Annotated in this window: 11 protein-coding genes; 4 read left to right on the top strand and 7 right to left on the bottom strand. The window is 60.6% G+C overall.

Going from position 1 to position 14,523, the window contains the following annotated elements:
* Positions 1 to 48 precede the first annotated feature (48 nt).
* Positions 49 to 435, bottom strand: coding sequence for a hypothetical protein (locus tag BWP39_RS21405; RefSeq protein WP_096723855.1), 387 nt, complete (start codon positions 433 to 435; stop codon positions 49 to 51).
* A 65-nt stretch (positions 436 to 500) separates the two neighbouring features.
* A complete protein-coding gene (locus tag BWP39_RS21400; RefSeq protein ID WP_096723853.1) occupies positions 501 to 2,231 on the bottom strand; it encodes a S10 family serine carboxypeptidase-like protein in 1,731 nt (576 codons plus the stop codon).
* Between the two features lie 1,342 nt (positions 2,232 to 3,573).
* Between BWP39_RS21400 and BWP39_RS21395 the strand changes: the two genes are divergently transcribed.
* A complete protein-coding gene (locus tag BWP39_RS21395; RefSeq protein WP_096723851.1) occupies positions 3,574 to 4,689 on the top strand; it encodes a porin in 1,116 nt (371 codons plus the stop codon).
* 539 nt (positions 4,690 to 5,228) lie between these two features.
* Here BWP39_RS21395 and BWP39_RS21390 read toward each other — a convergent pair.
* The gene (locus tag BWP39_RS21390; RefSeq protein WP_096723849.1) at positions 5,229 to 6,788 is read right to left on the bottom strand and encodes a SulP family inorganic anion transporter; all 1,560 of its coding nucleotides are present in this window, start codon (positions 6,786 to 6,788) and stop codon (positions 5,229 to 5,231) included.
* Between the two features lie 75 nt (positions 6,789 to 6,863).
* Positions 6,864 to 7,532, bottom strand: a complete 669-nt coding sequence (locus BWP39_RS21385; protein ID WP_096723841.1) for a carbonic anhydrase — start codon at positions 7,530 to 7,532, stop codon at positions 6,864 to 6,866.
* A gap of 275 nt (positions 7,533 to 7,807) precedes the next feature.
* Here BWP39_RS21385 and irlR point away from each other — a divergent pair, with 275 nt between their 5' ends.
* Complete coding sequence (irlR, locus tag BWP39_RS21380) at positions 7,808 to 8,479, top strand: heavy metal response regulator transcription factor IrlR (protein ID WP_096726075.1); 672 nt, start codon at positions 7,808 to 7,810, stop codon at positions 8,477 to 8,479.
* Positions 8,480 to 8,484: 5 nt separating this feature from the next.
* Positions 8,485 to 9,933, top strand: a complete 1,449-nt coding sequence (locus BWP39_RS21375) for a heavy metal sensor histidine kinase (RefSeq protein ID WP_096723839.1) — start codon at positions 8,485 to 8,487, stop codon at positions 9,931 to 9,933.
* Positions 9,934 to 9,994: 61 nt separating this feature from the next.
* On the opposite strand, the gene BWP39_RS21370 is transcribed toward BWP39_RS21375, so the two are convergent.
* Together BWP39_RS21370 and BWP39_RS21365 are read right to left on the bottom strand one after the other, a co-directional pair.
* Positions 9,995 to 10,333 (bottom strand): DUF4148 domain-containing protein, encoded by a 339-nt coding sequence (locus BWP39_RS21370; RefSeq protein WP_096723837.1) that lies wholly within the window; start codon positions 10,331 to 10,333, stop codon positions 9,995 to 9,997.
* An 89-nt stretch (positions 10,334 to 10,422) separates the two neighbouring features.
* Positions 10,423 to 10,731, bottom strand: a complete 309-nt coding sequence (locus BWP39_RS21365; protein ID WP_096723835.1) for a DUF4148 domain-containing protein — start codon at positions 10,729 to 10,731, stop codon at positions 10,423 to 10,425.
* Between the two features lie 277 nt (positions 10,732 to 11,008).
* Between BWP39_RS21365 and BWP39_RS21360 the strand changes: the two genes are divergently transcribed.
* The gene (locus BWP39_RS21360) at positions 11,009 to 12,400 is read left to right on the top strand and encodes an MFS transporter (protein ID WP_096723833.1); all 1,392 of its coding nucleotides are present in this window, start codon (positions 11,009 to 11,011) and stop codon (positions 12,398 to 12,400) included.
* On the opposite strand, the gene BWP39_RS21355 is transcribed toward BWP39_RS21360, so the two are convergent.
* Complete coding sequence (locus tag BWP39_RS21355) at positions 12,375 to 14,519, bottom strand: alpha-galactosidase (protein WP_096723831.1); 2,145 nt, start codon at positions 14,517 to 14,519, stop codon at positions 12,375 to 12,377. The two genes, BWP39_RS21360 and BWP39_RS21355, sit on opposite strands and share 26 nt — an antisense overlap.
* Positions 14,520 to 14,523 lie beyond the last annotated feature (4 nt).

Here is a 14,523-nt window from a genome sequence, read left to right as displayed (position 1 = left end):
TTATCGACGGCGGAACCGGGACCGGGTGGGCCGGTCCGAAGCCCTCTTTTATTGCCGGTTCAGATACTGCTGAACGTCCTTCAACGAGACCTTGCCGCTTCCCGTGGCGTCGATCTGCGAGAAGTTCTTCGCGACGTAGTCAAGGCCGCTGGCCTGCGCCTGTGCTTTTGTGAGCGTGGCGCCGTTGGCGAGCGCTCCGTTCGAAGCGAGACTCGCGGAGAGGCGCATCTGCGCCTGACGCTGGAGATCGGCGCCGGTCGTCTCGGAAGCGGGCGCGGCGACCGCAACGCGCGGGAAGAACGGACCGTCGACGCCGCCGCCCTTCGGCGGGGTCGCCGACGACACGGCTTGCAGCGGCACGGCGAACGCGCTGCCCGCAACGGCCGCGAGCGCGAGGAACGAAAGACTGGTGGACAAAAATTTATGCTTCGACATGGTGTTTCTCATCTAAAGAGGAGTCGCGGACGCGTGCGACCAGCTGCACGCGAACCCTGGCGTCATCAACGGGCGGCGCTGGCTTTCACGGCGGTTTTCACCACAGCGGCCGTGTTCGCAGGATGCTCATCGGTCCAAGGCGCCGACAGTTGCGCCAGTGACAGCGAAGCTGCAAGCGGCTTGTTCTGGTAGTACGACACGAGGTCAGCCTGCATCTTCGGCCGCGCGACGTTGTCCAGATAGATCATGTGGCCGCCCTGATAGAACGTCAGCTGGATGTTCGGGTTGAGTCCCGGAACGGTCTGCAACCGTGCCAGTTCCTTTTCCGTTTCGTAGTACGGCGTCGCGAGATCGTGATAACCGTTTAACGACAGCACCTTCAGTTGCGGATTAAGCGTTAGCGCGGCGAGCAGGTCCGGGATCGTGTCCGGGTTGGGCTGGCCCCCGTGGCTGAAATTCCACACACCGATGATGTCGTCGTTCAGCAGAGAGAACTTCGCATTGGGTGCCTGATACCCGAGGTAGCCCGGCATCTGCGCGGCGAGCGCGTTCGTGAATGGCGTGTTGATCAGGATGTCCGACGGATCGTTGTCGCTTGCGAGACGCGGATCGCTGTTCGGCAGGACGACGCGGCCATCGTACCGGCCGATCGTCGAACCGGGCACGAGCACCGTCTGACCCGGCGATGCTTCCGTGTCGTAGTAGTACGCGAAGTAGCCGCTCAGCGCCGCGTTCGTCAAGCCCGTCTGTCCCGACCACGCAGCAAGCGTCGCGCTATCGATCACCACCTGCGGATTCGCCGTCGAGTACTGCACGATCTGGGCGTATTGCCCGGTCACGAAGCTCTGGATCTGCTGGGTGTACGCGCCGAGATTGGTCGGCGACGGCGAGACCTGGTTGAAATACGCAGCCACTGCAGCGTAAGACGGGATCGTGCCGGCAGACGTGTCGCCAGTCGAGGCCATGTAGTTCAGGATCGACGACTGCAGCACGATCCCGGTCAGGTGAACGCCAGCGGATTCCAGCGACAGCGCGAGCATGTCCGTGCGCGGCGTACCGTACGATTCACCGTACAGATAGATCGGCGAACTCGAGCGGTTGTTGGCCGTCAGATAGCGGCGGATGAAATCGCGCATCACGCTGACGTCCGGATCGCTGCCCCAGAACGTCTTGTTGGTGTTCGGCTGGATCGCCTCGGAGAAACCGGTGCCCGGCGGGTCGATGTACACCAGGTCGGTCGTCGCGATCAGGCTTTCCTGGTTGTCGACGATCGGGAAATTGGGCCAGCCGGTCAAGAGCGGATCGGGTGTCGCAACGCGGGTCGGCGCAAACGAGCCGAGGCGCAGCCAGACCGATGACGAGCCGGGGCCACCGTTATAGATGAACGTAACGGGGCGCGGCGAACCATCCGTACTCGGCGCGGTGTACGCGACGTAGGACATGCTCGCTTCCGCGTTGCCGCCCGGATCGGATGCGGTCAGGTGGCCCGTCGTCGTCGTGTAGTTGACGGTCGTGCCGTTGGCCGACCACTGGTGATGCATGACGGCCGCATGTTCGTTGACCTGTGCGGCAGGAAGGCCATCGCCGGCCTTCGTCGAGTAGGCGGTGTTGTCGACCAGCGGCTGGTCGGCCGGGGTGGTGATGTCGTCGTTACAGCCGGTCAGCGCGAGCGCCGCAGTCAGCGCGGCTACGCCAAGGCCGATGTGCGTAACGAGCCTGCGTGGATGGCGCCGCGTCTGGCGCGGCTTCGACGAGCCCGTGAGTGACGGGTAGTGTGAATCGTGGGTGCCCTGCATCGCTTCTTTTCCTCCTCGTGAGAGTGCCGTGTCTGCCCAGCACGTTGGCGCAAGTCAATACGCACCGCTACGCGGGAGTCTCCACGCGGCGGTTTCTTATATTTTTTTAGTCAAGCTGATTAAACAGGCTCTACCTGTCGCAACCGGAGTGCAGCGACAGTCTGTTACGCGAGGCGGGCAATAACGTAGAGAATTCGGGGGTCGTGCCGAATGGAGCGAGACAATATCACAGCGTTTGCGACGCTTTGTCACATTTCACTGGTACATCGAGCGGGCCGAACGGTGCCGGATTTGAAAGTCTTTTCGGCTCAGTGGGTTAACGCTTTTAAGCCTAGTTAACCTTACAGTTTCTAATGCGGTGCGCAATGCGAAAACGGATGGTTTGAGAAAAAATAAATCGCGAGCACCGCTGTCGACTTCACGTCGTTTAGATTCCAGGCCGGAACTCCGGCTGAGCCGTAGATCAATCGTTGTGCCTAGGCGATCACACAAGAAAAAGTGGCTTGCGCGAGCCACCCTGAAATGACAGAAAAATCACGATGCCGTCATGTTCGCAAAGTGTTCGCTCTGCAGAATATATTCACCGACGACGCCTGTCTCCGGCGTCGAAGGGGTCTCAAGGGTAGCGACGATGGACGGATGGCCGTCGCGAGTTCTGACGCACTCCGAGTCAGAAAGGTCATTCCGCTTGGCCAGTCCGGATTCTCCGGGCTGGCGTTTTTTCTTTTGTGACTGGCGCATGGGGACACGCGTCGTGCGTCAGTGCAACAGGCCCTCAGTTGACCGATATCCATCAAACCTTCGCCCATCAGACGAACGGCAAACGGTAATCGCGGCGCGGCGTTTCTGGATCGTTTTTCAAGGTCCGATCTGTGCGACGAATCCGCACCACGCATAGCGCAAGAAATGATCTGAGAAGCGACCTCATGGCGGTATGCACGTGCATCGTTGGGGGGGCGCGGTCGCATGCCGTTTCCTTATCTTGAAACGCACCTGTGCAGGCCACCGCTTCACGTGAGAAAGCAGATTCTGCGACGCGAAAGATGCGCTGACATGATCGCTAGATGACATTCCCGTCATCTTCTACGCAGGTCTTTAGTGAGATACGACAGGCAACTGCTTGGGAGAGCCAACTGATAACGATCGCAGCGTATTCCGTGACGAGTTGTCGCATCGAACAAGCGTTGTTTCTTCGCACTCCGTATGCAAATCGTAAGGCCATCAACTAGACTTTCACTTTGAAAGGTTTGGGCTCGCAAGGCACACAACCCTCTACTGGTGGCCATGAGGCCCCACTGTCCCACCCAGGTCGCAAGGCCTGCTTTTACAAGGAATCTCCCTCATGAAAAGAACGCTGATATTTGCTGCAGTTGCCGCCTCGTTTGCAGGCACTGCACATGCACAAAGCAGCGTCACGCTGTATGGCCTGATCGATGCTGGCCTCACCTACACGAGCAATGTCGGCGGCAATGCCAAGTGGGAACAGAAGAGCGGCAGTATCAACCAGAGCCGCTGGGGTCTGCGCGGTGCTGAAGACCTCGGTGGTGGTCTGAAGGCGATCTTCACGCTCGAAAGCGGTTTCGATCTGGGCAACGGTCGCGTTGCGAATAACAGCGGCTTGTTTAATCGCCAGGCGTTCGTTGGTCTCTCGGGAGAATTCGGTACCGTGACACTGGGCCGTCAGTACGACGCAGTGCAGGACTACCTGGCACCGCTCACTGCTACGGGCAGCTGGGGCGGCACCTACTTCGCGCACGTCGGCAACCTGGACAACCTGAACACGAACGGCGGTTCGTCGGTGAACAATTCGGTGAAGTTCACGAGCGCGAATTACTCGGGTCTTACGTTCGGCGGTACCTACGGCTTCTCGAATCAGGCAGGTGCTTTCGCGAACAATCGCGAATACAGCGTGGGGGCGGCTTATAAGAACAGCGGGCTGCGTGTCGCCGCAGCGTATGCACAGCAGAACAATGCAGGTGCAACTAACGTCGCGGGTGTCAGCAACGGCGGTGCTTCGGACTTTGGTTTACTCGGCCGGCAGCGTCAGTTTGGTGTCGGCGCAGGCTATACGTATGGCCCGGCGGAAGTTGGTGTCGCGTGGACGCAGGCGCGAGCCGACAACCTGCCCACAGGCGGCTCATTCCGGGTGAACAACTATGAGGTCAACGGTAAGTACAATCTGACGCCGGCGCTCGGCCTCGGCGTGGCGTACACGTTCTCGGACATGCGCGATTCGGCGTTCAGCAACGACGGCAAGAATCGCTTCCACCAGTTCGGCGCGCAGGCTGACTACTCGCTCACGAAGCGTACCGATGTGTACACGCAGGTGGTCTACCAGCGCGCAACGGGTGATGGTCCGAACGCGGGTGCGTCGATCTATAGCGGCAACCCGCTCGCTGTATCGTCGAGTTCACGCGATCAGACCGCTGCGACAGTGGGCCTGCGTCACCGGTTCTGACACGTAGCTACGCGAGGTTGATAGACGAGGGAGGTGCCCGTGAGGGTGCCTCCCTCTTTTTTGTCTGAAGCCCGGGTAACGGGGCGAAGTGTGATGAGTGGGTACGAGTGAATGTGGATGCGTGGATGCGTCGATGCGAGACGAAGAAATCTAATGTCACTTTGCAAAACATAGACGCCTGGAATGCGCATCACAGCAACGCCCGTTTGCCTGAGTCTGGCAGGGATCAAAGGACATTGAACAGGTAGAGCAGGAGGGAATAGCGGGCAATCTTCTTGAACCGTGCGCCACCAACACTGGTGTAAATCGGTAGTGCCGCACGACAGATGGGGAAGGTGTCCCAAAGTCGGCCATCAGGCGCAAGCGTCAGCCACGGGGAGCAATCGGCTTCAAAGGACGCAGCGGTGTATGACGACGAACTGGGAAGAACGACAGATCGAAAGCACGCGCCGCTTGACCAGAACAGCGTCAAGCGGCGTAGACGAATTCACTTCACTGACGCACTGTCATGCACAACGCGTGACAGTGCGCTTCTCAACTTACCTGCTGCGCTGAAACATCCGGAACCCGGAATACGGCGCGGCTTCCTGAACGGTCGGTTCAAGCTGCCGGCACTCGACATGAATGCCGCGCGCCGGGGCCTCGCGCACGAACTCGTCGATCAGCTCGCGCACATCGGGATCGATAAAGTCCGCGCGGCTACCGTCCACGACAACCGTAGCGTGATCGGGAACCGACTTCAAATGCGCTTTCAGACTCACCTTCGCGAGAAACGACACGTCCTTGCGGAACGACAGCAGGAAGTGATCGTCGTGCCGTGCCATCGTGATCGGGCGTTGCATGTGAGCGCGAACGGCAAGGATGATGCTGCACACGATGCCAAGCACGATACCGATCAGCAGGTCGGTCAGCAGCACACCAACGATCGTCACGATAAACGGTACGAAACGCGCGCTACCTCGCTTCGCGACATCCGCGAACATCGACGGTTTGGCGAGCTTCAATCCGGTGAAGATCAGGATGGCGGCGAGACAGGCGAGCGGAATCAGGTTGATCACGGCAGTCAATGCGAACACGCTGACGAGCAACAGTACGCCATGCACGACCGCCGACCAGCGGCTCTGCGCACCCGCGTGAACATTGGCCGAGCTGCGCACGATCACGGAAGTGATGGGCAGCGCACCGAGCACACCTGCCACCATGTTGCCGATACCCTGCGCTTTCAACTCGCGGTCCGGTTGCGCGGCGCGCTTCTTCGGATCGATCTGTTCGACCGCCTCGAGACTAAGCAGTGTTTCCAGACTCGCGACGATTGCGATGGTGACTGCGAGGCGCCACACATCGGGGTTCATCAATTGCGTGAGCGCGGGCCAGTTGAACGCCTGCTCCAGTGCCGCAAACGAAGCCAGCGACGGCAACGACACCCGGTACTCGGCCGGCGGCGCAAAGCCCGGTGCAGCGAGGTCCAGCAACAACGTCACGCCAATGCCAAGCGCGACCACTGCGAGCGGCGCAGGCACGGCGCGCACCAGCGCGAAGCGTCGCATGCCTTTGGTGTCCCAGCTTGCGAGGATCGCGATTGACAGCAACGCAACCGCGCAGGCAGACAGCGACAGCGCGCCGAGCGGTGTGTCGATGGTGCCAGCCGCCGCATTCAGTGCGCCCGCATTGCCATTGGCAAGACCGGCCGCGAGCGGCAACTGCTTGATGATCAGCAGCAGACCAATTGCGGCCAGCATGCCCTTGATGACCGAAGAAGGCACATACGCGGCGAAGCGCCCGGTTTTCAGCATACCGAAGCCGAACTGAATGGCGCCCGCGAGCAGCACCGCCATCAGGAACGAAGAGAAACTGCCGAGCCTCGCGATTCCGTCGACGACGATCACCACGAGCCCGGCAGCAGGCCCGCTGACGCTCAGATGTGAACCGCTAAGCAGGGCGACGACGAGCCCGCCGATAATGCCGGCCAGAAGACCGGCGAACGGCTCAACGCCCGACGCGTTGGCGATGCCGAGGCACAACGGCAACGCAACGAGAAAGACGACGGTGCCGGCAAACATGTCGCGTGGAAACGATGCAAACTGTTCGCGTAGGGTCATAGGGTTTGAATTCCAGAGATTTCTTTGCAGGAGATAAAAGGTCGGTGCCCGGCATGCGATCGGGATATCGCGCTGTCAGCTGGCCATTGTCTCCACGGCATGCAGATACTCGCGTACCGAAACCATGCGGCTACTTGTCGCACCATGCGGCAGGTGAGGATCCCCGGACATCAGCACTTTGATACGACCGTCGTGCAACCCGAAAATCCAGCCGTGCACGCGCGGTGCATGGTCTGCGTCATGCACGATCGAAGTTGCGCGGATCGCACGCACCTGTGCCATCACGTTGAGTTCCGCCAGACGGTTGACCCGCTCATCGATACCCGCGAATTCGTCCAGCTCGTCGCCATGCGTATGAGCGAGCGAACACAGCGGTGCGATACGTCGTGCGACATGCGGCAGATCGGACGGAACGGGCAGCAGCGCGGCCTTGACGCCGCCACAGCCGTAGTGCCCGCAAACGATGATGTCGGGCACCTTCAGGACTTTGACTGCGTACTCAAGCACGCTCATGGCGTTGTCGTCGGCAGGTGAAAACAGGTTCGCGATGTTGCGGTGAACGAACAGATCACCGGGCGAGCAGTTCGTGACGATCTCCGCGGGCACGCGACTATCCGAACAGCCGATCCAGAGTGCCTTGGGACTCTGACCGAGTGCCAGACCTTCGAAAAATGCCGGATCGCCGTGCGCCGATTCGGTGGCCCATGCGATGTTTTCCAGCAGCATGCGTTTCGTGCGGTTCATTGGGTGCTCCAGTGATGTGTTGTCCGCTTGCGCGGAACTACACGGTCGGATGGGTGTCTGTTGCATTGGACTTTTATTACAATTTGCCTTCATCGCTCCGCTTGCCGGCGGGACAACAGGGCTGAATCCAGACGATGTATCCGCTAATCAGAGCGCATTCATCGAGACTTCAGTGACCTAATCTAGCGATGACCCAGTGCGCTTGCATGACCGCCAGATGAGAAATTCGTCATGTGCTAACGCGCTGTGCAATACCTGCAATGGAAAAAATAGAAATGCGAATTCTGATTGTTGAGGACGAGGTTAAAACAGGGGCGTATCTGCAGAAGGGCCTAAACGAAGCGGGTTTTGTTACGGACTGGGTACACGACGGCGTGACCGGCCTGCACCAGGCGACAACCGAGGCTTATGACCTCGTCGTACTCGATGTCATGCTTCCGGGTCTCGACGGATGGTCGGTACTGTCCGCGTTGAGACGCACACATATGACGCCGGTGCTGCTGCTGACGGCCCGCGGCGACACCAGCGACAAGGTCAAGGGTCTCGAGATGGGCGCCGACGATTACGTCGTCAAGCCCTTCGATTTCGTCGAGCTGCTCGCACGCATTCGCACGATCCTGCGCAGAGGGAAGGGCCGTGATCCATCGGTTCTGCAGGTGGCCGATCTCGAACTCGATATCACACGACGCAAGGCGACACGGCAGGGCGATACGATTCTTCTTACCGCGAAAGAATTCACCCTGCTGTGGCTGCTCATGCGTCGCGAAGGCGAGGTCCTGCCGCGCTCGACCATTGCGTCGCAGGTCTGGGACATCAACTTCAGCAGCGACACCAACGTCGTCGATTCTGCCGTGAGACGGGTTCGCGCAAAGATCGATGATCTGTATCCGACCAAGCTGATCCACACGGTGCGGGGCATGGGATACGTGCTGGAGTGTCGCGAGTGAAACGGATGACTTACTGGTTTCTGCCGCGCACGCTGAGTGTTCGACTGGCTATCCTGTTCGCGCTGGCGAGTTCGATTCTGCTCGCTGTCAACGGGCTGTGTCTGTACGCCGCTCTCAAGCAGAACATCACCGCCGACGCTGCGCAGCAGATCTATATGACGTTGTCTGCTACGCGCTCGCACCTCATCACGCAGAGCAACGAGGAGTCTGTCGCGAGTCATGGTCCCGCGTGGTTCGATCCATTCCATGCGCACGACAACATCGAAATGGCAATCTTCGCCGCGGACGGGCACGAACTCGTGCGCACCGCTCGCTTCAGGTTGCGCGAGGGCATTCTCGTCGGTTCTGGTAGCGATCGCCCCAGAGCTGTCGACCGGACCTATGGCGTCTTTCGCTATGTGAGCGAGTCGGTGCCTTTAGCGGGCGCGGGTTCCGACGGCAGTGCAGTTCGTGTGGTGGTTCAGTACGACGGTAGTCGCCAGCAGGCGTTGCTTCGTAGCTATTCAATCAACGTTATGCTGGTCACGCTGCTTGGTGCGATCGCTTCTGCGCTGATCGCGTATGCGCTCGCGAAGTTTGGTCTGCGGCCGCTGAAGTTGCTTGCCGCGCGGGCCGATCAGGTGTCGTGCAGCAAGTTAATACAACCGTTGCCGGACATTTCGATGTCGGATGAGATGCTCGCACTGAACCAGGCGTTCAACCGGATGCTGCAGCGCCTCGATGATTCCTTCGCGCGTCTGTCGCGCTTTTCCTCCGATCTCGCCCACGACATGCGCACGCCGTTGACGAACCTGCTCGCCGAGTCCCAGGTGGCGTTGTCGAGGCCACGGGAGTCAGACGAGTACCGTGCTGTGATCGAATCGGGCATTGACGAAACGCAGCGCCTGTCACGGATGATCGATGACATGCTGTTCCTCGCCCGATCGGAAAACCGCGCGGATCGCGTGAACTTCAGGAGGATAGATGCGCAGGAGGAAGCTGAGCGGGTTGCCGGTTACTACGAGACGCTCGCCAGCGAAAAGGGCGTCGCTATCCGCGTGACGGGGAAGGCGCAAATAGATGGTAATCAGCTACTCGTGCAGCGTGCGTTGAGCAATCTGATATCGAATGCGCTTGCGCATGCGCCGGTGGGCAGCGAAATCCTCGTGCAATGTACGGAGCGCGACGCGGTATCGGAAGTCGCCGTCGTCGATACCGGACCGGGTATCGGGCCTGAGCACCTCGGGCGCATTTTCGATCGCTTTTACCGGGTCGATCCGTCGCGCCATGAGTCGGCGTTGGGTTCGGGGCTGGGACTGGCGATTGTCAGTTCGATCATGGACGAACACGACGGTGAGTGCGCGGTGACGAGCGAGCCTGGCGTGCGCACTGCGTTCGTTCTGAGTTTCAAGCGACCTTCGATTCAGCCAGCAAGAGAAACGGCACAGCGAACGGAGTTCCACAGCGCCGGATGAGTGTGACAAGTGCATTTCTCATCCGGCTTTCGTTCTCGTCGCCGTGCCGATCAAGCCGCATTTACGAACCGAAGTAGATATTGCAGAAGCTAACCGGCCCGACGCAGTGCGGGTTGCCATGCGGCATCGGTAGACCGTGCGGCTTCTCGCCCGCTTGCTGCGATCCGGCAGACACGCCGCCATAGCCACTCTTTGCCGCTTGTGCTGCTTGTGCCTTAACCCTCTGCTCGTAGATCGGATGCACCGCCGGATAGGACGCATCGGTTACGTAGCCGAGCCCGTTGGCCTGGGCTTCGATGAGTTGCTGTCGCACTTCAGCACGCGTCAGCCCCTGGGCTTGCGCGGCAGCAGCAGAAAGGAGCAGGGCCGAAGCGAGGATGAGGGTGGTAATCGATTTCATGTACGACTCCAGTTATCTGTGGGACAGGCATGCATCTCCTGATGCATCTTCCCGATTAAGTAGTAGAGCGCTCACAAGAGCTAAGTCAGTTACTTGCTGGCGTTGTGGCGCTCGAACGCTGCATAGCGCGCCTTGTTGCGTTCGATGGTGCGTTCGTTCGGCGGATAGTTCACGTCGTTGGTCGGCACGATACCGTTTCGTTGCGCCTCGATCAGTTCCTGACGGACCTCAGCGCGGGTCTTGCCGTGATGCTTCGGCTTGACCTTCTTGTGCGTGTCGGTGGCGCTGGTGTGCGCGTGGGAATGCGGGGCGGACTTGTGCTGGTCGACTTCTGCGGAAGCCAGCGGCGAGAGGAAGGCGGCGAGCAGGCCAATCCCAAGTACGTTTCGAACTTTCATTTGAGCCTCCTTTAAGGTCGGTGCCGTGATTGACTCCGAGTGACTTCAGTGTGGCTTGCAGACGAATCTTCAACGTGATCTCAGGATGATGTTTCTGTCACAAATGCTCATTTGAGTGGGGGTTTCAAATGGGTGTCACAAAGAATCGGTAGCGACAGGCTTCGTTATCCTTCGATCCGCGTCGAAGCATCCAGCAGAACAACGCACATAAGCTGGAGGCCACTTCCTGCGCGATTGATCGACCCATGACCACACATACTGATAGCGAGCGCTGATCATGGCCGAACTCGTTTCCGGCCGCAGTACGGCACAGCGCGTTCTGGCCGCGACCAGCATCAGCTACATGGTCGTATTGCTCGATGCATCCATCGTCAATGTTGCCCTTGCGGCAATTCGCCACACGTTGCGCAGCGACATTGCGGGTCTGCAATGGATCGTCAACGCCTACACACTGACGTTTGCGAGTCTGCTGATGACAGGCGGCACGCTAGGCGACCGCCTCGGCGCACGCAACATCTACCTTGCCGGGCTTGCGATATTCGTGCTCGCATCGGCGCTGTGCGGGCTCGCGCCGAACCTCACGACGCTAGCGTTTGCACGCGCATTGCAGGGCATCGGTAGCGCGATGCTCGTGCCGTGCTCGCTCGCGCTCATCAGCGATGCCTATCCTGTACCGTCCGAACGAGCCGCGGCGGTAAGCGTCTGGATGGGCTGCGGTGGTGTCGCGATGGCTTCGGGGCCACTGGTGGGCGGGCTGTTGATCCATCTGTTCGGCTGGCGCGGCATCTTCTTTGTGAACGTGCCGATCGGGATCCTGGGGCTCTGGCTGACGCTCTCGGTGGATCAAGCGGCCGCATCGAGAACGCGGCATGTCGATCTGGCCGGGCAGGTGGCCGTAGTCGTCGCATTAGGCACGTTGATCGGCCTGCTGATCGAGGGGCCTGTGCTTGGATGGCAATCCATGCCGATACGCTTGGGTATTGCGACGAGTTTAGTCGCGTGGGCAGCGTTCTTTTTCATCGAAACCCATACGCGCAATCCGATGCTGCCGTTGCAGTTCTTCCGCAATGCGTTGTTCGCGGGGTCGACCGTGGTGTCGATGGCATCGGCGTTCATCTTCTACGGCATGCTGTTCACGTTCAGCCTCTACTACCAGCAGGTGCGTGGCTATTCCGCCCTCGATACCGGCCTCGCGTTCCTGCCGATGACCGGTATGGTGGCGCTCGGCGGCCTGCTGTCGAGCCGGTTCGTCAAGCTTATGGGCGCGCGGCAGTCGATGTGCATCGCGTTCGGTTTCTATGCAGCGGGCGCACTCGGGATGATACTTTCGACGGCCAGTTCGCCTTACTGGCTTGCCGTGTTGCCGATGCTCGCGATCGGCATGGCATCGGGCTTCATCTCGCCGGCCGCAACGTCCCCTGCGCTCGGCACCGTCGAGAAGAGCCGGGCGGGCGTGGCGGCGGCCGTGCTGAATTCGGCCCGGCAAAGCGGCTCTGCGTTGGGCGTCGCGATTGTCGGCACGTTCATCTCGACCGTTCACGTGTTTCAGTCGGCGATGAACGTGGTGCTCGGCATCGTAGTCGTGCTGTCGGTAGTGGCGGCGTTTGTCTGGTGGGCGACGTCGCAACCGGTATCGCCACCACTCAATCGCCCACCGCCGCACAACTGAACACAACCGCCGATTCCGGCGGCAGCGGCGGCACCGGCAAGCCGAGATCGCGCAATGTCGCGCCGGACAGCACGACACCCTCATCGGCCAGCGAAGCGAGAAGCCCCGAAGGCTTTGCAAAATGCGGCGCCACGGGCATGTCCAGGATCTTCACGCGATAGCTGCGCTCAGGATCGAGTCCTCGCACGAGAAGCGGTGCGATATAGCGGTTCGCGCTTTCGAACCGCCGATACACCGTGACGAGTGCCGCACCGAGATCGCGAGCAACGATCTGCACCCACGCCAGCGATGCATCGATATCTCCCTGCCGAAGCGTGCCGCTATGCGCGACGCCGCGCCACGCCTTGAAGAGCGCAATCCAGCGAATCAGTTCGGCCCGTTCGTCGGCTTCGAGCAGACGCACATCCATTTCCAGACCGAGGTGGCCCGACAACGACACCGCCGCGCGAAAGGCCATGTTATGCCGACGCCCGGTTGTATGCGAAACCGCAGGGCCGATATGCGCCCCCATCACCTCGGGTGGGAAGAATCGCGTGAATCCGCGTTGAATGCCGATACGGGTGAGTGCGTCGTTGGAATCGCTGGTCCAGATGCGATGCGTGTGCCTCAGCGCACCGAAGTCGGCACGACCGCCGCCCGATGCGCAGCTTTCGATCTCGAGCGCAGGGAAAGCGTCACGCAGGCGCTTCAGCAACTGGTAATACGCTTCAGTTTGACGGCGATATGCGGCTCGCCCGCGATGTCCAGCCGAAGCGAGATCGCGATTCATATCCCACTTGAAGTAGGCAATCGGGTACTCGCGCAACAATCCACCGAGCGCCGTGAACAGGTAGTCCGCCACGGCCGGGTTGGCCAGATCCAGCACGAGCTGATTGCGCCCGGTGATCAACGGACGCCCCCCGAGCTGCATCGCCCACTCAGGATGCCCGCGATACAGATCGCTATCCGGATTGACCATCTCCGGCTCGACCCATAAGCCGAACTGCATACCAAGCGCTCGTACATGATCGACGAGCGGCGCAAGCCCCTGCGGATACTTGCGCGCGTCGGGCCACCAGTCGCCGAGTGCCGCGCGGTCGTTGTCACGTCGATGGAACCAGCCGTCATCGAGGACGAAGCGCTCGACGCCGAGTTGCGCGGCCGCGCTCGCGAGCGATTTCAGATCCTCCGGATCGTGCTCGCAATACACGGCTTCCCACGTGTTCAGATGCACCGGGCGAGGTGTCATCGTGCCGCCTGGCCATGCAAGGACATGTTGGCGCACGAACCGGTGGAACCCGGCGCTCAGTCCGTTGAGCCCCTGCATGCTGAACGACAGATACGCAGTCGGTGTCCGGTAACGTTCACCTTTTTCGAGCACGACTTCACCGGGTGCGAGCCATTCGCCGATCTGCAGTTGCCGCCGTCCGTCGGCGAGCGGCTCGATCAGGATCGTGTGATTGCCGCTCCAGCCGAGATGAGCGCCGAGCACCGGACCGTCGTCATCGGCGAGCGTCGCGCCCGCAATGACGCCGGGAAAACTATCGTGCGAGGTACGTCCACGGCGGTTGTCTCGCCGCCAGGTGGCAACGCCCAGGTGTTCGCGGTTTTCCTGGAACTCGAGTGTCCACCGGCCAGTAAATCCCAGCACCTGATCCATGCCAGGTGCCAGCGGAACGCAGGCCGCTGCGAGCCAGTCGAGCCTAAACGGCGTGTCGGCGCGATTCTCGATTTCGGCCCATGTACTGACGACGCCGGACTCCGGGTCCAGCGTATAGCTCAGCGTCAACTCAAGACCTGCGACGTCGTCGCTCAACGCGATCCGCAACGCGTGCTCGTCCCAGCTCAAATCATCTTCGCGAAAATCCTGTACCCAGTCGAGATCGCCGCCGCTTGTGGGCCGGCTGCCCGCGAGCGCCGGCTGGTTGAACCATCCGAGCCCGTGGATAGGCAACAGCGTAAGCGGTGGATCGTTGGCCAGTATCGTGGGCGGCAGCGGTCGCGCAGCCGCAGCGGGCCATGCATCGGCAAGCGCGTCGACAGGCGCGCCGAAATGCCGCCACACGGGCACACCGCCGTTGGGTTCGAGAACGAGGCTGATGGCATCGCCAGTCAGATGAATGAGGCGTGTTGCGTGCATGCGT

The organism is Paraburkholderia acidicola, assembly GCF_002362315.1.
GTDB classification, from domain to species: Bacteria; Pseudomonadota; Gammaproteobacteria; order Burkholderiales; family Burkholderiaceae; genus Paraburkholderia; species Paraburkholderia acidicola.
This window is presented reverse-complemented; position numbering and strand designations above follow the sequence as displayed.